The 21,333-nt window shown below is 51.8% G+C and carries 23 protein-coding genes; 9 read left to right on the top strand and 14 right to left on the bottom strand.

The annotated features are described in order from the left end of the window. Nucleotides 1-37: 37 nt before the first annotated feature. The 11 genes from ACOSDM_RS00885 to ACOSDM_RS00835 form a co-directional block, all read right to left on the bottom strand. Nucleotides 38-1,051, bottom strand: coding sequence for an N-acetylneuraminate synthase family protein (locus tag ACOSDM_RS00885; protein WP_420722579.1), 1,014 nt, complete (start codon nt 1,049-1,051; stop codon nt 38-40). After that, nucleotides 1,048-1,620: a hypothetical protein gene (locus ACOSDM_RS00880; protein WP_420722578.1), complete on the bottom strand. Its 573-nt coding sequence runs from the start codon at nt 1,618-1,620 to the stop codon at nt 1,048-1,050. Before ACOSDM_RS00880 ends, ACOSDM_RS00885 begins: the two co-directional genes overlap by 4 nt. Then, the gene (locus ACOSDM_RS00875; protein WP_420722577.1) at nt 1,617-2,756 is read right to left on the bottom strand and encodes a DegT/DnrJ/EryC1/StrS family aminotransferase; all 1,140 of its coding nucleotides are present in this window, start codon (nt 2,754-2,756) and stop codon (nt 1,617-1,619) included. Before ACOSDM_RS00875 ends, ACOSDM_RS00880 begins: the two co-directional genes overlap by 4 nt. A gap of 52 nt (nt 2,757-2,808) precedes the next feature. Beyond that, entirely contained in the window at nt 2,809-3,876 is a 1,068-nt protein-coding gene (locus tag ACOSDM_RS00870) for a sugar phosphate nucleotidyltransferase (protein WP_420722576.1), read from the bottom strand. Nucleotides 3,877-3,879: 3 nt separating this feature from the next. Further along, a complete protein-coding gene (locus tag ACOSDM_RS00865; protein WP_420722575.1) occupies nt 3,880-5,430 on the bottom strand; it encodes a hypothetical protein in 1,551 nt (516 codons plus the stop codon). Between the two features lie 26 nt (nt 5,431-5,456). After that, nucleotides 5,457-6,662, bottom strand: coding sequence for a hypothetical protein (locus tag ACOSDM_RS00860; protein WP_420722574.1), 1,206 nt, complete (start codon nt 6,660-6,662; stop codon nt 5,457-5,459). A 32-nt stretch (nt 6,663-6,694) separates the two neighbouring features. Further along, nucleotides 6,695-7,486 carry an imidazole glycerol phosphate synthase subunit HisF gene (gene hisF, locus ACOSDM_RS00855; RefSeq protein ID WP_420722573.1) on the bottom strand — a complete coding sequence of 264 codons (792 nt, stop codon included), beginning with the start codon at nt 7,484-7,486 and terminating at the stop codon, nt 6,695-6,697. Next, the gene (hisH, locus tag ACOSDM_RS00850; protein ID WP_420722572.1) at nt 7,480-8,118 is read right to left on the bottom strand and encodes an imidazole glycerol phosphate synthase subunit HisH; all 639 of its coding nucleotides are present in this window, start codon (nt 8,116-8,118) and stop codon (nt 7,480-7,482) included. Before hisH ends, hisF begins: the two co-directional genes overlap by 7 nt. A 43-nt stretch (nt 8,119-8,161) precedes the next feature. Beyond that, nucleotides 8,162-9,310, bottom strand: coding sequence for an N-acetyl sugar amidotransferase (locus ACOSDM_RS00845; protein ID WP_420722571.1), 1,149 nt, complete (start codon nt 9,308-9,310; stop codon nt 8,162-8,164). 66 nt (nt 9,311-9,376) lie between these two features. Then, entirely contained in the window at nt 9,377-10,393 is a 1,017-nt protein-coding gene (locus tag ACOSDM_RS00840) for an N-acetylneuraminate synthase family protein (protein ID WP_420722570.1), read from the bottom strand. A 5-nt stretch (nt 10,394-10,398) separates the two neighbouring features. After that, on the bottom strand, nt 10,399-11,100 hold the full coding sequence (locus ACOSDM_RS00835; protein WP_420722569.1) for a cytidylyltransferase domain-containing protein: 702 nt from the start codon (nt 11,098-11,100) through the stop codon (nt 10,399-10,401). 163 nt (nt 11,101-11,263) lie between these two features. Between ACOSDM_RS00835 and ACOSDM_RS00830 the strand changes: the two genes are divergently transcribed. The 8 genes from ACOSDM_RS00830 (at nt 11,264) to ACOSDM_RS00795 (ending at nt 18,750) form a co-directional block, all read left to right on the top strand. Beyond that, complete coding sequence (locus ACOSDM_RS00830; protein WP_420722568.1) at nt 11,264-12,217, top strand: aldo/keto reductase; 954 nt, start codon at nt 11,264-11,266, stop codon at nt 12,215-12,217. A 235-nt stretch (nt 12,218-12,452) separates the two neighbouring features. Beyond that, nucleotides 12,453-13,346 carry a sulfate adenylyltransferase subunit CysD gene (gene cysD, locus ACOSDM_RS00825; protein WP_420723121.1) on the top strand — a complete coding sequence of 298 codons (894 nt, stop codon included), beginning with the start codon at nt 12,453-12,455 and terminating at the stop codon, nt 13,344-13,346. Beyond that, nucleotides 13,346-15,253: a sulfate adenylyltransferase subunit CysN gene (gene cysN / locus ACOSDM_RS00820; RefSeq protein ID WP_420722567.1), complete on the top strand. Its 1,908-nt coding sequence runs from the start codon at nt 13,346-13,348 to the stop codon at nt 15,251-15,253. The genes cysD and cysN overlap by 1 nt, the downstream gene beginning before the upstream one ends. A gap of 23 nt (nt 15,254-15,276) precedes the next feature. Continuing rightward, the gene (locus ACOSDM_RS00815) at nt 15,277-15,948 is read left to right on the top strand and encodes a dienelactone hydrolase family protein (protein WP_420722566.1); all 672 of its coding nucleotides are present in this window, start codon (nt 15,277-15,279) and stop codon (nt 15,946-15,948) included. 99 nt (nt 15,949-16,047) lie between these two features. Next, complete coding sequence (locus ACOSDM_RS00810) at nt 16,048-16,353, top strand: ArsR/SmtB family transcription factor (protein WP_420722565.1); 306 nt, start codon at nt 16,048-16,050, stop codon at nt 16,351-16,353. After that, nucleotides 16,340-17,281 (top strand): alpha/beta fold hydrolase, encoded by a 942-nt coding sequence (locus tag ACOSDM_RS00805; RefSeq protein WP_420722564.1) that lies wholly within the window; start codon nt 16,340-16,342, stop codon nt 17,279-17,281. The genes ACOSDM_RS00810 and ACOSDM_RS00805 overlap by 14 nt, the downstream gene beginning before the upstream one ends. 33 nt (nt 17,282-17,314) lie before the next feature. Beyond that, on the top strand, nt 17,315-18,208 hold the full coding sequence (locus ACOSDM_RS00800; RefSeq protein WP_420722563.1) for a VOC family protein: 894 nt from the start codon (nt 17,315-17,317) through the stop codon (nt 18,206-18,208). A 29-nt stretch (nt 18,209-18,237) separates the two neighbouring features. Then, nucleotides 18,238-18,750 (top strand): hypothetical protein, encoded by a 513-nt coding sequence (locus tag ACOSDM_RS00795; RefSeq protein WP_420722562.1) that lies wholly within the window; start codon nt 18,238-18,240, stop codon nt 18,748-18,750. Nucleotides 18,751-18,769: 19 nt separating this feature from the next. Here ACOSDM_RS00795 and ACOSDM_RS00790 read toward each other — a convergent pair whose 3' ends face one another. Continuing rightward, nucleotides 18,770-19,249, bottom strand: a complete 480-nt coding sequence (locus tag ACOSDM_RS00790; protein WP_420722561.1) for a hypothetical protein — start codon at nt 19,247-19,249, stop codon at nt 18,770-18,772. Between the two features lie 32 nt (nt 19,250-19,281). Then, nucleotides 19,282-19,887, bottom strand: coding sequence for an FMN-binding negative transcriptional regulator (locus tag ACOSDM_RS00785; protein WP_420722560.1), 606 nt, complete (start codon nt 19,885-19,887; stop codon nt 19,282-19,284). 212 nt (nt 19,888-20,099) lie between these two features. On the opposite strand from ACOSDM_RS00785, the gene ACOSDM_RS00780 reads away from it, so the two are divergent. Then, nucleotides 20,100-20,420 carry a hypothetical protein gene (locus ACOSDM_RS00780; protein ID WP_420722559.1) on the top strand — a complete coding sequence of 107 codons (321 nt, stop codon included), beginning with the start codon at nt 20,100-20,102 and terminating at the stop codon, nt 20,418-20,420. Between the two features lie 104 nt (nt 20,421-20,524). On the opposite strand, the gene ACOSDM_RS00775 is transcribed toward ACOSDM_RS00780, so the two are convergent. Then, a complete protein-coding gene (locus ACOSDM_RS00775) occupies nt 20,525-21,307 on the bottom strand; it encodes a succinate dehydrogenase iron-sulfur subunit (protein ID WP_420722558.1) in 783 nt (260 codons plus the stop codon). Between the last annotated feature and the right edge of the window lie 26 nt (nt 21,308-21,333).

Here is a 21,333-nt window from a genome sequence, read left to right as displayed (position 1 = left end):
ACAGGACCCGCTTCACACCTGATGCAGAATTGTTTTCTCAAGTTGATTTCAAGTCCGTTTCCAAGAGAGCCTGCCCTTCTCGCACGTCCTTTAGCAGGGCCTTGCCCATAATTGGAAAATAGGGAGATAGGCCCGTATTGGGCCGCATTAAACAGATATCTGCTTCGGTTAAGACTGTTCCTGCTGCCAAAGGGCGACGCGCATGCCAGCTGCGCCGCACCAATGCGGCGACTTTCTCCTCTTCCACAGATGGTTTCTTCACCCCATCGCCAAGAGAATCCGCCGTGCGACGCACCGCCGAAATCATCTGACTTAACGAGTCCGGTTCCAAGGATGCAAGATGATCTGGTCCGGGCAAGCCACGATCCAGGGTGAAATGCTTTTCTATCACCGTCGCCCCCAACGCTGTCGCAGCAATGGGAATATGTATGCCATCCGAGTGATCTGAATACCCAACTGGCCGGCCAAACCGATCCCGCAGACTGGCGATCGCCCGCAAGTTCAGGACATGCTCTGGCGCAGGATATAAAGATGTACAATGCAGCAATGTAACCGGCCCCGAATCGGCGCGCGTCAAGGTCTCAAGCGCCTGCTCGATTTCATCGATTGTCGCCATTCCTGTCGATAGAATTATCGGCACTCCAAAGGATGCCGCCTGTATCAGCGCCGGTGCATTGGTCAATTCACCAGACGCGATTTTGATGCAATCCATGCCATTTTCTATGAAACGGGCTATACGCCGCTCATCAAACGCCGTGCACAGAAACTTTATGCCATGGGCTTTGCAACATTGCGCCAGATCATCAAATGCGGCTTCGTCCAGTTCCATGCTTTTAAGCAAGGTCCGCTGGTCCGACACACCGGTATTCCGGGACTGATAATCAGCCGTTTTGGTATCTGATGCCACCAGCGTTTGCGAGTCAAACGCCTGAAATTTTACATAATCCGCACCCGCCTTTGCGGCGGCGGCAACCATTTCCCGGGCGCGCTGCAAGCTGCCATTATGATTTACACCGGCTTCGGCGATGATGATGGGATAGTCTGATGTCATGTAATTGAACCACGGGTCAATGCAGCAACCATCGCGTTATCAGGCACGGTCGTATTTGGCAGAATGACGGAACCCGCCCCGATCATACAGCAGGACCCTATTTTTGCCCCCCCAAGAATGATCGCTCCCGGCGCAATATGGCTTCCGGCTCCAATCGCGCAATCATGTTCGATAATGGCTGCTGAATTCACAATAACCCCTTCACCCAGGGATGCCCCCACATTCACGACGGCGCCTGCAAAGACCAAGGCACCTTGCGCAACATTTGCATCCTGGCTGATACTTGCTGTGGAATGGCAGCGCGACAAAGCAACCAGGCCCAAAGACTTGCATTTCTCCATAAGCAGCCGACGGTGAAGCAATTGCGCTGGCGTAACGCCCCCCAGGCCAAGCACAAACGTGCCATTTCTGACCTGATTTGACCAATCCTGTTCCGTCAAATGCGGTGCAGAAATCCATGTCTGCGGTTTCAAATCGGAATAGGCGACGATACGATCCCCATTTAAAGTGAGAATCTCCGCCACCACACGGGCGTGTTGACCCGCTCCGACCAACAGGCAATCGGTCAAGAATGCGCTCCAACCGTTTTGTGCCATTCACCCAACAGGGCAATAACATTTTCCTGCTGTTCTTCCGTTAAATGGCTGCTGCAGGGTAAAGCGACAACACGGCCGGATATTTCGCGACAATTCTTTAAGTCTGATCTCTGAATATCTTGAAAGGCCGGTTCAGATGCCAAGGACCGCCAGAAAATCCGAACCTGAACGCGGTTCTTATCCATGAATTCAATCAGGCTGCAGGCATGAGCCTCAGATTTTGCCAGGCCACAATACATCCAACAATTCGACGTTGCCCAAGGCATATGCGGGATTGTTTCAAGACACCCTGATTGTTCCAGATAGGCGGTGTATCGATCTGAAATACGCTTTTTGCTTTCCAGCATCTCGTCCAGACGCTCCAACTGGGCCAAGCCAATACCAGCGGCCAGGTTCGTCATTCGATGATTATAGCCAATGACCTTGTAACGATAATTGGGTCCCTGACTATTAACGCTGTGCAAACGCATCACTTCGGCGATGTCATCATTGTCGGTAAGCACCATGCCACCACCGCCTGTCGTCAATGTCTTGTTGCCATTGAAACTGATCGCGGAAACTTTCCCGTGGCCACCAACAGGCTTTCCCTTATAGGAACTGCCAATTGCACCCGCTGCATCCTCTATCATGGCAATGCCATACCGATTGCAGACATCCATAAGCGCATCCATATCTGCCGGATGACCAAATGGGTGAACCGCGATCGCGGCTGTGATGCGGGAGGGACCCTCTCTATCCGCCTGCAGGATTTTTTCCAGATCTACCGGGTCCAGACCAAACCCATCACGCGTAACATCCGCAAGGATAATCTCCGCCCCAATATGGGCCACGGCAGAAGCTGTTGCCGCAAAAGTCCAATCAGGAACGACAACCTTATCCCCTGACTTTATGCCTGAACCGATAAGCCCCAGTTCTATAGCCGCGGTTCCGCTGGATGTCGCGACAGCGTGCTTCCGACCCAGCCGTTTCGAGATTTTTTCCTCGAACTCGCCGACAAAAGGTCCGGCAGAGGATATCCAGTTATCTGAAATACATTGACGGATATAGTCTTGCTCATTCCCCCGCAGATCGGGAGAACTCAAAAGAATATCATAGGGTCCCATTGTCATATTTTCACCGTTTTAGAGGGCTGGACCAAATGCTGACGGTCCTTTGAGAGTATCAGGCGTCATTCTCATTGATCGCTTTATCAGCCTTGGCAAAATCTTCTGGTGTTCCAACATCCGTCCAATACTCATGGATAGGAAAAACACCGACAGACATACCCAAACTCTTTCCGCGATGGATCAGATCAGGCATATCGATGACTTCATCCTTTGCCACAAGATTACACAGGTTCCGGCTGAAAATATTAATCCCAGCAGACACAAAATGGCGCAAAGTGGGCTTTTCATCTATGCTGTTAAAGCTGCCATTCTCCGCATATTGAATGACACCAAAAGGAATTTTGACTTCGTGCATTGCGGCCGCAACCGTTGCTTCATTTCCATGATCTTGATGAAAATTCATAAAAGTATCGAAATCCAGCTGGGTTAAAATATCGCCATTAACGACAAGCAGATCTAAAAAATCGTTGTCTGGAATCAAGCTTATAGAACCAGCTGTTCCCAACGGATACTCTTCGTGCAAAATATTGACCTGAGTTTTATTGTCTCGGTTTGCAACAAATTCTTCTATTTTTTCGGGCAGATAATGAACAGACAGCCAGACTTTCGATACGCCGCTTCTCTCCAGCCGCTCCAGTATGTAATCAAGAATAGGTCGGCCTCCGATAGGCAGCAGGGGTTTGGGAACATCTCGGGTTTTTGACCCCAATCGCTTTCCGAAACCACCAGCCTGAACCAATGCATGAACATTACGATGCAAGGCAGCATGCCGATTGCCAGGAACGATTATTTCGCACAACCGCCCGGTGTCATCGACGATCGGAAGGAACGGGACGTTGCTTTCAATCGCATTCAACTGTGCCAGATTTGCGTCATCAGCCCCCTGTTTCCCCAGGCGCATCGACACATGCATCGCGACTTCAACCGCGTCAGACAATGCATGCCCCCGCAAAAGCCCCCGTCTGATGTCACCATCCGTTACCGTTCCCAGAACCTGGTGATTATCATTTACGACAATCTGGAACTTGTCCCTGACAGGCAACCGATCGATACGGCTCATCACATCCCGGATGGGCAAAGTGGGCGGGCACACATAGAGCTGAAAATCTAAAATCGTGACCATGTCTTATGCCGCCGATTTTGCCTTGAAGCGACGAAGCTGACTGGCTCTGACTTCTGATAAAAGCTCAATCGCTCTATCGATCTCTTTCGGGTCAACCTCCATCACTTTACCCCCAAAATACGGAACGCCTTCGGCCTGATAGGATTTGGCGATCAAAGAACCATGGAAGCGTGCGGCATCCTTTTTGATCTGAAGCTTTTCTTCCTCATCCAGATCTTTGATAAGCCATTGCAGCTTCTGTGGCATATCCAGGAAGCTTTCAAATCTGGTTATGCTTGGAATAGGGGTGAATTCACTGTGCGATGAAAAGAGCATTGCCCGCTTCCCCATATAAGCCGCCTCAAGGCTGGCCGTCGAATTGAGGGACACTACGCCATTCGATTGACGCACAACATCAATTCCGCGCACCGCAGGATCGACAAAAACCACATTTGGCAATCGTAAAAGATCCTTATAGAAGGATACGGCCCGGGTGCCGATCCGCATATGCTCCTTCAGGGCCAGGGTCGCACCAACCGGCAGGGCCATGGCAACCTGTTGCACCATGGCTTTGGTATCTGAAAATTCCTTGGATAAGGTTTGGACCGTATATTCTGGATCCAATGACAATGGAAAGAAGAGGATTTTGCCTTTGATATCGGATAGGTCTGTCTTGTTACGCATCATAAACCGATAACATAGATACCCATTGATGCGCGCCTTGATCACCGCCGCGTAACTCAACCGTTTACCTCGTTTGCGCGCGCGCAGGTCTTGCAGCAGAAACTCGATCCGTATGATTGTGTTTTTCAGCAGATCAACTGCCACCGCCTTTAATCCATAGGTTTGACGCAGTTGGTCCTGGTGCTGCCGTGGCCCATCGGGCGTGACCAGCGCACTCTCGTCCACCAGAGGCATCTCTGGAGTCTGTGCGAATGTTTCCTGGTTCCATTCTGATCCAACATAGGCGTCACTGGCCCATGTCATACCCGCCTTGATCCTGGTTCCTCGTGCAAATGTAATAGGGATTTTCAGATCATTTGCCAGTTCGGCCAAAACAGCACCCTGCATGTCCATACTGCGGCTCAAAATCAGGTCCACCCCCTCCTGTTTCAGAAGAGTCTCATAGGTTTCCATATGCCGGTTCACAGATACGATATGCTCTAACAGGTCCAATCGTTCCGGATTACGAAACGGGCTATAGGGAGTCTGATTCACAAGATTAACCGCAACCCCGCGGTCCTGCTGCAAAATGTCCCGGATGTAACTGATCTGCATACGGGACTCATAGCCTTGCGCAATTGCTATTTCTTCTTCATCGGACCGCCGCGCGGATGATAATTCCAGAATATCTTCCATGGCCACATAACGATCATCCTCTGTCAGCCACTGGCGAATTTCTGCTTCCCTGGACCGCCCGCCCAAAACAAGAAATCTCGTCCCGTACGCCGCGCGCACACGATCAATCAGTGGACGGTTTAACCAATCGAAAACAACCAGTGTGTTAATTAGAATACATTTGGGCGGTAAATCAGAAAAAGAATAACCACCTGCCGTTGCGTTCACTTCTGTCATTGAAAACAGCTTCCTATCGAATGCAGTCAAACTGGCTGCGGGGTTTTGATAATATCTGAAACAGACGCATTGTGAGTGAGAAGGTCACACAAAGCCGGATCAATTGGATGCGTAACAGAATTGTTTCTCGCCATAGTATCAGACCGGGCAAGAACCGATTGCACAACATTACGAAAAGCAGTGCGATCCAGGTTTACGAAATGGTCGACCAATTCCGGTCGCATCGACCCATCCTTGGTCAATGCCAGGGCTTTATCAGTATAACCGGAAAACTCTATGGTCGGGACGCCCATTCCTTTGGCGATGGATAACGTCGTGCTGTAGTAACTGGCAACGAACAACCGGGACCGGGACGCAAGAACAGCTGGATGCAGATAGGATACGATGATGGATTTCCCCCGATAGCGCATCAACGCATCCTTAAGGACCTCCCTATTGGTAATAACATGCGGCTTCAGGAAAATCGGCCGTCCCTCCCCGACTTCCAGCAATGTTTCAATTGTCTTATGAAACAGTTCCAGTTGAATAGACTCTGAAATCAGGAAGTCCAGTTTCCCGAAATAACCCAGCATGAATGTCAGTATTTCTGATTTTGGCGCAACACTAGCCCGATCAAAATCCTGATTCAGATAACCATCTGAATGGGCCTCTACAAAATCTGTCCAGGCCTTTGTTCTGAACACTGGTGGATGGAAAAGGGTTGGGGGCGCGGTTTCAGAATCCAGAAGAATTCCGCTGGCTTCCATGTGCCGAAAACCGACGGACATACAGGCTGCAGGTTTGGCTAACAGGGGCTTCCGCACCCGTTCTATACTATCGATTTCTGACTCTTTCTGAGAATGACCAATAGGCGTTTGTTCGAACTTAAACGTCCTGTTGCGCGCAACATAGTATAGCATTCGAAATGGCCAGACATCCAGAATCCCAAAATGTATTATGGTCAATTGACCTATTCGTGCAGCAATGAAAAACTTAAGGATCAACGGCAAGAAAAGAAGTCGCGATAGCAGGCGTGCCGGTAGTGTGCGCGATTTCGCCCCGATGAAACAAAACTCTCCGACAGATTGAATGGCGTCATACAGCACCGTGTTCAGGCAAATTTCATCATAGGTGAACTGGCTGGACGTATAGAATCGTATTGGCCCTGTTTCAGCGGTGCGATGCAACTCCATAACAAGCGGTAATATCGTATCGGTACTGATCAATTTATTATTAATGAAAACGGCAATCATCTAAATACCTTTACTAGAATTGACTGATACCCCTAGCGAATATCGGCAAGTTTGCTTCGAAGAAAGGTCTTTGCCCGTGGGTAAGCATTCTCAGTGAAATGAAAGATGTTTCCGGCGGCAACAGCGCTGACCCCGGTATTTTCAAAGCAGCTTAAGAAATGCCGCTGATGCCCTGCACCGGAACAGGCAATGACAGGAATCGACACCGCATTGGCAACCCGGTCGATTGTTTCAAGATCATATCCCTGGGCGGATCCGTCTCTATCTATATCCGTCAGAAGAATTTCACCCGCACCCTGATCTTCAACAACGCGGACCCAATCCAACAACCGATGCTGTGTTCGCGTCTTGCCAAAATCTGTCCAGACGAACTGGTCATCATCCTGGGTTTTGTAGTCCACCGATGCAACAATCGCCTGACTGCCAAACACTTTGGCGCAGTCAGAAATCAACACCGGTTCCTTCAAGGCAGCACTATTAATGGTGACCTTATCCGCGCCATGCCGAATCCGCTGTGCAACCGCATCCACTGAATTAACACGTCCCCCAATCGTCAGGGGGATCCGGCAATCGACCGAAATCATTTGAATGAAATCCAGCAATGTAGAAACAGTCTTATGCCTGTAATCACTGCGGTGATGCTCAAATGCTGTTTCCGCGCCCTTGCTGATGTCGATAACAATCAACTCATCCACGTCCCATTGTACCATCCGCTCAACATGAGACACTGGCTCACCAATAATCTGATGGGTGCGGAATTCTTCAGACCGCACCATCCATCCATCTTTCAGGAATAGAACCGGAATCAGACGACGCTTTAACATGGTTGCCACGCCAGGAAATTGCGGATCAGCTGTTCCCCGACCCTGGAACTTTTTTCTGGATGAAACTGGACCCCAAGTACCGCCCCGTGACCGACAGCGGATGGAAATGCGTGCCCATACTGGGTTCGGGCCAGAACAACATTATCATCGCATTCTGCGGCATAGGAATGAACGAAGTAGAAGTCTGTCACACCGACATTTTCAAACAAAGGATGATTGCCTGAAGGTGTGACCGTGTTCCAACCGACATGCGGCAATCGCAGTGGGATTTGGCTATTGTCTTTTGTATCTTCCTTAAGTCGAACGACCCGACCGGGCAACAGGCCAAGCCCTTTATGGGTTCCAAACTCTTCTGCTTCCTGAAATAGCATTTGCATGCCAACACAAATACCCAGCAAAGGAATCCCGCGATCAAGAACGGCTTCCTTAAGGGCACTATCAAGCCCCCGTGCCCGAAACTCCTGCAACGATTTCCCGATCGCACCAACGCCGGGGAAGATCACGCGATCAAACTGAAAATGCGTCAAATCTTCATGCGTTTCAACGACCTGGGCATTGCCGCCGCTGCGGCGAACGGAATTCAGAACCGACTGAACATTGCCAACGCCATAGTCAATCAGAGCCACTTTCATAAAAGCGGACCAGGACCGTTTGCAGTCACATCAACCCGAAGTATCATTCCGGGTCCCACAGATTTTGCTTATGCCATTCGCCAGCATCATCCTGGACCCATACTTTTGAACTGCGAAAACCATTGGCGATTTCATCAAACCATTCTTCGTTTTTGCCAACATAGTCCAACCAGTAGTAAAGGTCAGAGGATCGCACTGCGTCATACTTGCGAACGACTTCGACACCTTCTTCCCGTGTCATATATCCTGATCGGATATCCTTACAGGCATGGTCGGTTCCACGGCCATATCCAAATTTTATGTATTTTAAGTAATCGTGAACGCCGTTTTCATAGCGGTCATCAAGATTTGAGAAACGCCGGTATGTACGTTCGAAATCAACCGGATTCTCTTTCCAGCCGTATCGATCCTTTACCAATTGCGTATGCTTATTGGCGTCCCAGGGGTCATAATTTCCAATAAATATACCGCGCAACCCAACCCGGTTGATTTCATCATCGGACGGATACTTGAAACACTCCAATTCATTTTCTGAAATTGGGTCTTCTTCGTCCCCCATCATATCGTACCAGTCATAGCCTCGGAGAAGCTGGTCCTTACGATACCGGGCAGTATACTCAACAAAGTCATTCATTGAATGCATTCCGCCGAGATCCGTCCAGCCATGCTCTCCCCAAAAGACCAATGGGATGTTGTGCTGAACAGCTGTCTTCATAGGAATGGTCGCGATACCGGCATGATTTTGCCAGTTCATATCGCCCATCATACGGAAGGCCAATCGGTTCATTCTGATCAGAAGGTCAACTGAGGGAGATACCATAACATGATCCACATTGAAGACTTCCTTCATGCGCATCAGGTTTTCCCAACCCTGATCAAGATAGTTGTTCCCGTTGTAAGTAACCAGCAACGGGTTCAGTCCCAGCACTTCCTTGACGAAATGGACCTGAAAATAGCTGTCCTTACCCCCGGAAACGCCGATCACGCATTCATAACCTGAACTGCGACGATATGGTTCTATTTCTTCAAGTAACCATTCGACGCGTTCCGCCCAATTTATCTTTTTCTTTTGTGCATGAACCCGACACCCACTGCACACGCCGGTCTCATCGATCACCAATGTTACGGCCGAGACGTTTGGATAAACACATTTGGAACAATACTGCACTTTTGGAATGTTTGGGACACTCATGTTACCTTACCCCGTTTTCAGAACTCTTTTTTGCGTAGCAGACCAACTGCGGGTTACCCCTTCGCCTTACTCTTCCAGCAGGTCCCAAGTAATAACATCATCTGCATCGATATCGGCTGCGGCCCGTTTTCCAATCACATTGGCGATATCTGCCGATTGAACACCAGTTCCGGGGCGTTTTACGCCCAGCATAGTCCTGGTAACGACCTCGCCCTTCTTAATTGGGCGCTCAGCAACCAAGCTGCGGCGGATCTGCATTACATGATCGGCACTTTCAACCGGTGCCTTCTTGTTTTTGCCAATCGACTCCCAGGCGACCATGACGTCCGCCACCAATCGTTTCATATCATCTGGATCCGCCGAAAGGGCGTGATCTGGTCCTTCCGCAGCGCGATCCAAGGTGAAATGCTTCTCAATGATATTTGCCCCCAAGGCGACAGCGGCCACTGCCGTTGCCGTGCCAAGCGTATGGTCGGAAAATCCGACAGGGCAATCAAAGGCGGCACGGATCGCAGCCATGCAGGCAAGGTTCGCTTCTTTCGGCTGTGTCGGATAATGCGACACACAATGTAGGACCGCCACGGGCAGCGCCGGTGAAACAGCACGCATTTCCCCCAGCCCCCGGGCAATTTCTATCATCGTGGCACCACCAGAGGATAAAATAACCGGGCGATCAAGCGCTGCGACATGACGCAACAATGGCAGATGTGTGATGTCCCCGGATGCTATTTTAAAAGCAGCCGCATTCAAATCATTCCACACATCAGCACTGGGCTCATCAAACACAGCGGAAAACAATGTCACCCCCAGCGTGGCCGCGTGTTCCGACAAAGCCTTTAAGTCCTTCGGGGATAATTCCGCAGCCGCCAGCACATCAAAATAGGCGCTCTTACGGCTCAGAAAACAGCCCGTCTTGAAGGTTTGCAGCTTAACCGCATCGACGCCCGTCGCAGCCGCCACAGATATCATTTCGCGGGCGACATCAGCGCTTCCGCCGTGATTAATGCCAATTTCCGCGATCACATAGGGCGGATTGCCAGGGCCGATCTGACGGCCAGCAATTTCTAGTCCCAACTGCGGCATGTCTTTTATTCTCCTGTGATGAAGGTGTAATCAGCGTTGAGACCGGCAATATCACTCATCCCAAAGGCAGGATTGCGATTGTAGAGTTTGTCAAATACGGGCGCCAAAAGCTGGTAGTCTTCTGGTGTATCGATGGTGAGCGAGGGGACGGCAAAAACAATATCCGAGACAATGGTGACCTGCGTATATGTATCTGGGGCCTGACGAATGTGCCAAGTGACATGTTCATGATCGTTAGGATCTGAACTTTCCAGACCCCTTTCAAGCGCATCCATACGAGCAACCTCTACATACAGCCCATAGGGATATCCTGACTGTTGTATATTGCTTGCATAGACACAATCGGGGCCCGCATCCAGCAATCCTTGGACGACGCGATCAATCAGGGAACCGTCAACAAAGGGATTATCCCCAGTCAATCGCACGACAATATCAGACTGCCCCGCCGCCCCGATCATACGCGCCAGAACATCATCCTCAGATCCGCGATAGCAGTTATATCCCCTTGCTAAACACATTTCCTGCACGGGATCGTCCTTAACCTCTGATGTCGTCGCGACAATAAGGGTATCAAGACAAGTTGCGCGACTGGCGCGCTCCACCAGCCGATGCAGCATGGGAGCCCCAGCCAGAGGCATCAGAATTTTCCCTGGTAGACGTCTTGACCCCATGCGCGCTTGTATAACAACGGCGACTTTGTCAGGCATTAATACCAACCAAGGGAGAGGGAGCGTCGTCTTGACACGGAAGCATTTATATAGCTACCGCACCGGAGGATCTTTAATCCTCTGGTGTTGCTGATCCTTTAGAACAGGCTTCTGGTCGTGTCAACAATGATGAAGCATTGCCCCAACGGTCGCTTGGAGTATCGTGATCGATACGAAGAAATGTACTTTCTGGATGCATATGCTGAATTCTGACCCGAATTTGTCCTTGATCACGCTTGGCACCGTCCAATTGGGGATGCCCTACGGGGTCGCCAATCTTCAGGGTCAACCAGATAAAGAGACAAGTTTTGCCGTCTTGGACGCAGCCTGCTCTTGCGGAATACGCGCCTTTGACACCGCGCGCGCATATGGCGAGTCAGAGTCGATTATTGGTGAGTGGTTAACGGAAAGGCCCCTTAAGGGAACCAACATTGCCCCGACTCTGATCTCAAAGATCCCAAAACTGCCCAAAGACTTTGGCAATGCCGCAGCCTGGGTGATTGAGAATGCCAATAAATCTCTACAGACATTGCAGGTGACTCACATCTGGTGCTTCATGCTGCACAATGCGGATGACATCGAAAATGCATCCGTCAGAAAGGGTCTCGAGTCACTTCTGGAATCAGGGAAATGTTCAGCAATTGGCGTTTCTGTGTATGAACCAGATCAGATCAAGAATGCATTGAAGCACTTTCCGATCACCGCGGTTCAAATGCCAGGGAACCTTCTGGATTCACGCTTCAAACAGGCGGGCGCTGTCGAATTATGCAACAACCATGGCGTTTCGGTTTTTTGCAGAAGTGTCTTCCTTCAAGGGGTGCTTGCAATGCCCCCGGAACGCCTGCCCCAACGTTTTATGGATCTGTCTCCCATTCTGGCCAAATTGAACCATATGGCGGGTTCGTTGAATATGTCAGTGCTCAGTTTGCTTATGAAAGCCGCGTTTGATGCGACAGGAGCAACCACACTTGTTTTGGGCGCAGAACGCCCGGAGCAGGTCATCGAATTTGCGCAAGCGGCAAAAACTGTGTCTCAATTGCCCGAAGAATATATTAAGTCACTGGATCCGTTTATCCGGCAATTGCCTGATTGCATTCGGGACCCCCGCCAATGGTGATCTGGTCGCAGCAAATTAAGCAAATGGGCGTCCCGATCCCACCATCTGCCACGATTGTATTATCGGGAAGATCATTTCCCTGGCGCAACCATATGAAAGATCAATAGTGATGGCGCGTAACAATACGGACCTGGTAAATGGCGCTGGACAGGGGCGCTGTGATACGTTAGTGAGCCTCTGTGTTTTGACATTATAAAAATGTGATTAGGGAATTTGTACACAAATGAATGATAGAATAACGCATCTTCGACGTCTGGAAGCAGAAAGTATCCATATTTTTCGCGAGGTTGCGGCCTCGTTTGAAAAGCCGGTGATGATGTATTCCATTGGCAAGGATTCGTCGGTGATGCTGCATCTGGCGATGAAGGCGTTCTATCCTTCCGTGCCCCCCTTTCCGATGTTGCACATTGATACGACCTGGAAATTTAAGGAAATGATCTCCTTCCGGGACCAGCGCGCTGCGGAATTGGGGATCGACCTGATAGTCCACACCAACCCGGATGGGCTGCGCGATGGCGTTGGGCCGTTTAGCCATGGGTCATCCGTCCATACCGATGTGATGAAGACACAGGCCCTGAAACAGGCGCTGGATCACTATAAGTTTGATTGTGCCATTGGCGGGGCCCGCCGGGATGAGGAAAAATCCCGCGCAAAAGAACGGGTCATGTCTTTCCGCAGCAAGGGTCATGTCTGGGACCCGAAAAACCAGCGCCCGGAATTGTGGTCGCTGTACAATACCCGCATTGCCCAGGGGGAAAGCGTGCGCGCCTTCCCCATTTCCAACTGGACAGAATTGGACATCTGGCAATATATCCATGCGGAAAGCATCCCGATCCCACCGCTTTATTTTGCAAAGGAACGCCCGGTCGTCCTGCGCGATGGGCAATGGATCATGGTGGATGACGAGCGCCTGCCCCTGCGGGAGGGAGAGACCCCACAGCAAAAAATGGTCCGCTTCCGCACCCTGGGCTGCTATCCCCTGACCGCCGCGGTGGAGAGTCCCGCGGACACGCTGCAGGCCATTATCTCCGAAACCCTGATTTCCCGGACGTCTGAACGACAGGGCCGCATGATTGACCATGATCAGGCCGGATCGATGGAGAAGAAAAAGCGGGAGGGCTATTTCTGATGAGCGCTGACACCCCCGCGACCCTGACACCCGAAGACATTGATGCCTATCTGGCTGCACAGGAACAAAAAGACCTGTTGCGCTTCATTACCTGTGGATCCGTCGATGATGGGAAATCCACCCTGATCGGGCGTCTGCTGTATGATTCCAAATTGATATTCGAAGATCAATTGACCGCCCTAGAGGCAGACAGCAAACGCGACGGCACCGTCAAGGACGGTCTGGATTTCGCCCTTCTGGTCGATGGGTTACAGGCCGAACGGGAACAGGGCATCACCATTGACGTCGCCTATCGTTTCTTTGCCACCGACAAGCGCAAATTCATCGTCGCGGATACGCCAGGTCATGAGCAATATACCCGCAATATGGCGACGGGCGCATCCACCGCTTCGGCTGCCGTTATCCTGATCGATGCCAGGCGCGGGGTTCTGACCCAGACACGGCGCCATTCCTTCATCGTTTCCCTGTTGGGAATCAAAACAATCCTTCTGGCGGTCAACAAAATGGACCTGGTCAATTATGATCAGGATGTCTTTGACCGTATCGTTGCCGAATATCGGAGCTTCGCGGCCCAGCTGTCGGGGAACCAGACCATATCCGCCATCCCGCTATCCGCCCTGAAGGGCGATAATTTGATGACCCCCAGCACATCCATGCCCTGGTATGATGGTCCAACTCTACTGAACTGCCTGGAAAGTGCGCCGCTTCCGGAAGACCAGCCCGGCGGTTCCTTCCGGATGCCTGTACAATGGGTCAATCGGCCGAGTCTGGATTTCCGTGGGTTCAGTGGCACTGTTTCCGGTGGACCGGTGCACCAGGGTCAACATGTCATCGCCCTGCCCTCTGGCAAGCCAAGCACCATAGCACGGATTGTCACATTGGATGGGGATCTGGATCGCGCCCAACCGGGTCAGGCGATCACCCTGACCTTGGCGGACGAGATTGATGTCAGCCGCGGTGACATCCTGTGCGATGCCGAACAGCCAGCCAGCGTTACGGATCAATTCGCCGCCCATGTCATTTGGATGGCCGATGCGCCCATGATCCCGGAGAGACAGTATATCCTGAAGCTGGGGACCCAAACTGTCGGAGCCGCGATTACCGAGCTAAAGCACAAGATCAATGTGAACACGCTGGAACACAATGCCGCCAAGACATTGGACCTGAATGAAGTTGCCCTGTGCAATCTGGCACTGGATCAGGCGATCACCTATGATCCCTATACCGATAATCCGCAGACCGGTGCTTTCATCCTGATCGACCGCTATACCAATGCGACCGTTGGGGCGGGCATGATCAGTTTTGGTCTGCGCCGGGCAACCAATCTGGTCTGGCAGGAATTGGATGTCACAAAACAGGTGCGCGCAGAACTAAAGCGCCAGAAGCCTGCAATCCTGTGGTTCACAGGCCTGTCAGGCGCCGGGAAATCGACTGTCGCAAATCTGGTGGAAAAGCATCTGCTCGCGATTGGACGACACACCTATATTCTGGATGGGGACAATGTACGGCACGGCCTGAACAAGGATCTGGGCTTCACCGAAACCGACCGGGTGGAAAACATCCGCCGCGTTGCAGAAACGGCGAAACTGTTCGTGGATGCCGGCCTGATCACGCTTGTATCCTTCATCTCCCCCTTCCGCAGCGAACGGGATTTGGCCCGGGATCTGGTCGAGGAAGATGAGTTCCTGGAAATTTTCGTCGACACCCCCCTGGCGGTCTGTGAAACCCGGGACCCGAAAGGCCTGTATGCCAAGGCGCGAGCCGGTCAGATCAAGAATTTCACCGGGATCGATTCACCCTATGAAGCCCCTGTTAATCCAGAGCTTCGGCTGGACACAACCACCGGAACCCCTGCAGAACTGGCAGAACAGGTAATCGGCTTCCTGAAACAGAAGGGCTTTATCTAAAAGCATCTTGCGGAGAGGTAAAAATGGGAAGCACGATCACGCTTAGCGCCATTGATGGGTTCACACTTAAAGCATACCGGGCGGATCCTGAAGGGGATGCTCGGGGCGGCATTGTGGTTATTCAAGAGATCTTTGGCGTGAACGATCATATTCGATCCGTTGCCGATGGCTATGCGGCACAAGGCTATAGCGTTATAGCCCCTCAACTCTATGACCGATCCGCCCCCGATATAGAATTGGGTTACACTCAGGGGGATGTCCAAAAGGGCCGCGACATTCGGGTTGAGATCGGGTTCGATAAACCGCTGTTGGATTTACAGGCTGCTGTTTCCTTGTTGAAATCAGAAGGGCTGGCTGTCGGTACCGTAGGATATTGTTATGGCGGTGCCCTGGCCTGGCGCAGTGCGGCCAAGCTGGATGGCCTGTCTGCGGCCATTGGATACTATGGCGGCGCCGCCACGTTTAAAGATGAAGCCCCTGAATGCCCTGTCCTTCTGCATTATGGCGAGAAGGACGCCATGATCCCCAGCACCGACGGCGCGATGCTGGCGGACCTGTATCCCAAGATGGTGGAGGCCTTTGTTTATCCAGCAGATCATGGGTTCAATTGCGACCAACGGGCCAGCTATGACGGGCCCAGCGCGGCCCTGGCCCTGGAACGCAGCCTATCCTTTTTTCAGGATTACATCGGTTAGGGTAATTTCAACTGAACTGAAGGTGTCCAAATCCTCTCTTCCCTTTAAGGTTAAACATGCGCATTGACATATAGCTATTTAACTATTTAATAATAGCGTATGATAGATCGACTGGAACAAACAAAAGCACTGGCAAGCGATACGCGGTTGTCCATTCTTGAATGGCTGGCTAGCCCGGATCGATATTTTTCGCATCAAGAGACAGGCAGGCCGTCTGAAATCGGGGTCTGTGTCACACTGCTGACCGAACGATTGGAGATGGCTCAGCCCACAGTCAGCCGACATCTGGAGTTACTGCGCCGCGCGCGCTTCCTGACCGTTAACAGAATTGGCCGATGGTCATTCTTTCAACGGGATGAAGCCGCAATAAACGATTATAAGGACTGGCTGAATGAGCATCTTTGAGGAGGCTGACGCAGCATTATTACCTGGTTTTCAGCGTCAATTCGTTGATATTGACGGGGCGCAGGTCCTCGCGCTAACAGGCGGCACTGGACCGGCTCTACTGATGTTGCATGGGGATCCACAGACCCATTTGTGCTGGCATCACATCGCGCCGCGCCTGGCTGAACGATTCAGTGTCGTTCTGACCGATCTGCGGGGGCGGGGCGAAACCCATAAGCCCGGTCACGCAGAAGGGCATGACGCCTACACAAAGCGTCAAATGGCCCGTGAACAGATCGCGGTAATGCGGGCATTGGGGCATGGTACCTTCGCGCTTGTCGGACATGACAGGGGCGCACGCGTCGCCCGGCGATTGGCCCTGGACCATCCGCAGACTGTCACGCACCTTGCCATCATGGACATCATCCCGGCCTTGGATTTCTATGAGGGTCTTAATGCCCAAATTGCGCAGGATTATTTCTACTTTTCTTTCCTGACTCAGGATTACCCGATTCCAGACACGCTGATTGGCAAGAATGCTGAGGCATTCATACGCCTGATTCTGTTCGGGTTGGTTGAGGAGGCCGATTGCTATGATCCGCTGGCGTTAAAAGCCTATCTGACGGCGCATATACAGTCAGCCTCCGTCACCGCAATGTGTGAGTGTTTCAGGGCTGGCTATCATATCGATCAGAAGCACGACGCCGCAGACCGTACATCGGGGAAAAAAATACAGTGCCCTACCCTCGTCCTCTGGGGGCAACATGGGGTTGTTGGGCGGCATTTTGACGTTAAAAGTATTTGGCGAGGCTGGTGCGAACACCCCCAATTCACCCCGATGCCAAGCGGGCACTTCATCCCGGAAGAAGCGCCCGAAGTGGCCTTCAACGCCCTAAATAACTTTTTAAGGACACGCGACCTAGATCAAAAGAACCAGAGTCAGCGTTAAAATCATACCTGATGTTAAAGATAGGACCCAATCATGACCCGCGAAACAATCTACCTTCCCGACCGGGGCTTGGACCACCTTGTCCTGGCTGTGGCTGCCCTGGAAAGAGCGCAGGAAACCTATGCTCAATTGGGCTTCACCCTGACGCCCCGAGCGGAACATAGCTGGGGCACGGCCAATCAGTTGGTTCAGTTGCAAGGCAGCTTTCTGGAAGTTCTGGAAGTCGCCGCACCGGAAAAGCTGTTTCCCCATGGGGGTCGAACTTTCAGTTTCGGTGCGTTCCTGAATGACTATTCCAAACATCGGGAAGGCTGTGCGATGGTCGTGTTTGAAAGCCACGACGCCCGCGCGGACCGGGATCAGTTTGCACAGCGGGGCCTGCCCGATCTGGACCCCTTTGATTTTGAGCGCCAGGCAAAGCTGCCGGACGGTAGTGCTGTGCGGGTCGCCTTTTCGCTGGCCTTCGCGCCACCACCCGAAATGCCGGACGCCGCCTTCTTCACCTGCCAGCAACACGCGCCGGAATATTTCTGGAAGCCGGATTATCAGAAACATCCCAACGGCGCGAAAACCCTGGAAGAAGTTGCCATCATCGCCAAGGATCCAGACTCCCTGCGACCCATCCTGGAAAAACTGCAGGCACCAGAAGCCGTTCATTCAGACCCGGATGGCCTGACCTGTGAGACCATGCGGGGCCGCATTCGTGTCATGACCCTGGACAACTATCAATTATGGTATGGGGAAGGGGCGGCCAGTTCAGCCCCGGCTACCCCGCATTTTGCAGCCATGCGCATTGGTGTTGCCGATATTCAGGCAACACAGGCTTTGTTAGATCAACGGAATGTGCACTATCATTGGGCCAGGGCGGGCTTGATCGTACCCTCTCTTTCAGTGCACGGTTGCTGTCTGGCCTTTGCCCAGATTTAGATCGGACCCACATGACGGCCTTTGGCTCTATGCTCACTACCCGCTCGATACGCCCAGGCTGGTTTGGCGTTGTTGTGCTGTGCCTGATCGCAGCGACCACCAGCGGCTGTCAGACGACGGGGACTGTGCCGCCCAGCCCGGCCCCTGCGACCGTCTATAGCGGTTATTTCATTTGGGATTCTGAGCGTCCCCATGGCGATGCGGCTTTGCAATGCATTCAACTGGTCTTCACAGACAGGGAGACATTACAGGATGGCCGCCTGCGCTTGACTGGCGTATCGCGCTATATCACCGGGCCGGATAATGAGATCAATTTCGTCGACACAGAATTAATCTATGACCCCTTAAAACACAGTTTCGAGCTGTGGGAGCGCAATGCCACCAGCGATAATTTTGTCGCGGACGGTCGCTTCAAGGGTCAGTTTAAGCCTGATGCCCTGTTTTTGAATGGTGTATGGGCAAGTGACTCTGGCGGAGAATCCGGCAGGCTTACTCTGCGCAAAGGGGCGGATGCCCCCTGCACCATGGCAGCAGATGTTTGATTAAAATCCTAGCTTCGGGTTATTGGCCGAACTGAGAAACCTGCGTTATGACAACGCTCGACACTATATCCGCCCCGAAGGCTTCTCTGATTTCCGTATCCAGCAAGGCCCGAACCGATTCAAATGTATAGGAGTCATGGGTTGCGAAGTAATCTGACAAAGCCCCAAAAACGATGGATTGAACCTTGGGCTTATTCGCGGTCAGATAGGCAGCATTGCTGGGATTGCTGTATTCCAGCTGATAGGAAACAGCCAGGTTTCTAATGCCACACTCGGTACCAGACATCTGAACCACAGCCTGCCCCATATCCAGATAACTGCCTCCTGCGGGTGCTTCACTGGCCTGAACAGAAGTTTTCACCGCCAAAAAACACAGCATTAGAATGGCTGTTATGCATGTCCAAACTTGATCATTCAGTCTCATTTCCAACCCCAATCGCCCAAGTCCCAAATCAACACCGATCTCGATGCGTGCATCACAATGACCACTTTGAGTCATATGGCATATTCAGTCATATCGATAAACGACGACTATTTGAATGTTTTGTGCATGGCGTCAGACAATTCGGTTTCCCCCTGATCTCGCAGTCGGTCTGCGACACTTTGCGCAACGTCCTGTGGTTTGTTCTGCGACAGCTTGGCCTTACCGTCGATCTGGTCAACGGTCATGTGAAAGGCAACAATGCCCCGGCGCATACCGGCCATGAAGGCAGGATCGGTGAGATCAGGCGCCCATCCCCCATCCCCTTCGTATTTGTGGGACAGCGTATTCATCAACCACGTTATTTTTGCGTCATCATCCAACACTTTTGGGCGCCCAATGACACGGGCCAGCGTATAGTTCCAGGTTGGAACGGACTTTGACGGATCCGGGTACCAGGTTGGCGAAATATAAGCATGCGGCCCCATAAAAACCGCCTGGGCCACACGCTCCCCGTCAAACAGCCGCCAATGTGGGTTCGCCCGTGCCATATGGCCGTACAAAACCGCACCGTCGATTATCATTGGTAAAGGCGTCGTAAAGGGAATGTGTTCGGCGGAATCTCCGGCGCTGATCAAGAGCCCAAAACTATTTTTCGCAATATCCGATAATATCCTTTCAGACTCTGTTAAATTAAATACTTCCGGTAGAAACATCTTATCCTCCAGCGGGTGTAATTGGACCAGAATATGATCTTATTTTCCATCGCAGCACAGGGTCATTTTCCTTAATTTTCTGGGGCCAATAGCTGGGTTGGGCGGCAAGATTCACGGTTCCGTCACACATCTATCTGTGGTATAAGGCGGCTGCCTTTTTGGGGTCGGCATATGACAAACTATAATCGCGCGCTTTAAGGATCATATCCAGCATGACGAGTCCCTATCTGGAAAGGCCAAGGAGGGAGCTTGGCCAGGCATTAAAGGACTGTGGCATAAACCGCAGTGACTTCGGATTCCATCCGCAACATGCCAAGTCTCACTCCCATCCGACGACCAGCCCTTGGACCCGAACAGGTATTACCGAAAAAACATGTTTACGATCCAGCAAATGGATCATTGCCGCTTTTGCCATCCTGATTGCATCTGCCGCCGTGCTGGTTGCGACCACAACACCAGGCCAACAGGTTGCGCAGGAACCAAACGCTGACGACGTCATCAATATTGCGCCAGCGGCAGGTGGGCCTCAGTAAGAATTCAACAGCGGCAGGCTTTTCTATGCATTGCCTTTTAAAGTCACAAAAAACGGAGCCTGAAGGCTCCGTTTCTTATTATACAAACCTGTTCGTCTACCCCATCACCCTTGCCGCGCGATCATCATCTTCTTGATTTCCGCAATTGCCTTGGCCGGGTTCAGACCTTTCGGGCAGGTCTTGGAACAATTCATAATGGTGTGACAGCGATACAGCCGGAAGGGATCTTCCAGATTATCCAGTCTTTCACCAGTCGCCTCATCCCGACTATCGACAAGCCAACGATAGGCCTGCAACAGAACAGCGGGGCCCAGATAACGCTCGCTGTTCCACCAATAGCTTGGGCAGGACGTGGCGCAGGAAAAGCACAGAATGCATTCGTACAGCCCGTCCAGCTTGCGCCGGTCTTCGGGTGTCTGCAGCCGCTCCTTGTCAGGCGGGGGCGGTGTTTTGGATTTCAGCCATGGCTCAACAGAAGCCAACTGGGCATAAGCATTATTCAGGTCTGGCACCAGATCCTTGACCACCTTCATATGGGGCAGTGGATAGATGTTCACCTCGTCCTTCACATCATCGATGAACTTGGTACAGGCCAGCGTGTTGGTGCCGTCAATATTCATCGCACAGGACCCGCAAATTCCCTCACGACAGGAGCGACGGAAAGTCAGGGTCTGGTCCACCTCATTCTTAATCTTGATCAGCGCATCCAGAACCATTGGGCCACATTCATCCAGATCCACCTCATAGGTGTCGACCTGGGGCGTCTTCCCATCATCCGGGTTCCAGCGATAGATATTGAACTTCCGGACATTCTTCCCACCGGATTTAACCGGCCAGGATGCCCCTTTACCAATCTTTGAATTAGCAGGCAGTGCGAATTCAGCCATAACCTATAATCCTCGTTTCACGAATG

Source organism: Hwanghaeella sp. LZ110 (assembly GCF_048892525.1).
Taxonomy (GTDB): Bacteria; Pseudomonadota; Alphaproteobacteria; order UBA8366; family Aestuariispiraceae; genus Pacificispira.
Note: the sequence above shows the minus strand (reverse complement) of the source record. Positions and strands in the feature narration are given on the sequence as shown.

Coding starts and splice junctions, on each gene's coding strand:
- ACOSDM_RS00815 (WP_420722566.1), top strand. CDS start 15,277: ATGGGAAGCACGATCACGCTTAGCGCCATTGATGGGTTCACACTTAAA.
- ACOSDM_RS00870 (WP_420722576.1), bottom strand. CDS start 3,876: ATGGTCACGATTTTAGATTTTCAGCTCTATGTGTGCCCGCCCACTTTG.
- ACOSDM_RS00835 (WP_420722569.1), bottom strand. CDS start 11,100: ATGCCTGACAAAGTCGCCGTTGTTATACAAGCGCGCATGGGGTCAAGA.
- cysN (WP_420722567.1), top strand. CDS start 13,346: ATGAGCGCTGACACCCCCGCGACCCTGACACCCGAAGACATTGATGCC.
- ACOSDM_RS00840 (WP_420722570.1), bottom strand. CDS start 10,393: ATGCCGCAGTTGGGACTAGAAATTGCTGGCCGTCAGATCGGCCCTGGC.
- ACOSDM_RS00810 (WP_420722565.1), top strand. CDS start 16,048: ATGATAGATCGACTGGAACAAACAAAAGCACTGGCAAGCGATACGCGG.
- hisH (WP_420722572.1), bottom strand. CDS start 8,118: ATGAAAGTGGCTCTGATTGACTATGGCGTTGGCAATGTTCAGTCGGTT.
- ACOSDM_RS00885 (WP_420722579.1), bottom strand. CDS start 1,051: ATGACATCAGACTATCCCATCATCATCGCCGAAGCCGGTGTAAATCAT.
- ACOSDM_RS00865 (WP_420722575.1), bottom strand. CDS start 5,430: ATGACAGAAGTGAACGCAACGGCAGGTGGTTATTCTTTTTCTGATTTA.
- ACOSDM_RS00860 (WP_420722574.1), bottom strand. CDS start 6,662: ATGATTGCCGTTTTCATTAATAATAAATTGATCAGTACCGATACGATA.
- ACOSDM_RS00795 (WP_420722562.1), top strand. CDS start 18,238: ATGCTCACTACCCGCTCGATACGCCCAGGCTGGTTTGGCGTTGTTGTG.
- ACOSDM_RS00805 (WP_420722564.1), top strand. CDS start 16,340: ATGAGCATCTTTGAGGAGGCTGACGCAGCATTATTACCTGGTTTTCAG.
- ACOSDM_RS00845 (WP_420722571.1), bottom strand. CDS start 9,310: ATGAGTGTCCCAAACATTCCAAAAGTGCAGTATTGTTCCAAATGTGTT.
- ACOSDM_RS00800 (WP_420722563.1), top strand. CDS start 17,315: ATGACCCGCGAAACAATCTACCTTCCCGACCGGGGCTTGGACCACCTT.
- ACOSDM_RS00790 (WP_420722561.1), bottom strand. CDS start 19,249: ATGACTCAAAGTGGTCATTGTGATGCACGCATCGAGATCGGTGTTGAT.
- hisF (WP_420722573.1), bottom strand. CDS start 7,486: ATGTTAAAGCGTCGTCTGATTCCGGTTCTATTCCTGAAAGATGGATGG.
- ACOSDM_RS00780 (WP_420722559.1), top strand. CDS start 20,100: ATGACGAGTCCCTATCTGGAAAGGCCAAGGAGGGAGCTTGGCCAGGCA.
- ACOSDM_RS00785 (WP_420722560.1), bottom strand. CDS start 19,887: ATGTTTCTACCGGAAGTATTTAATTTAACAGAGTCTGAAAGGATATTA.
- ACOSDM_RS00875 (WP_420722577.1), bottom strand. CDS start 2,756: ATGACAATGGGACCCTATGATATTCTTTTGAGTTCTCCCGATCTGCGG.
- ACOSDM_RS00775 (WP_420722558.1), bottom strand. CDS start 21,307: ATGGCTGAATTCGCACTGCCTGCTAATTCAAAGATTGGTAAAGGGGCA.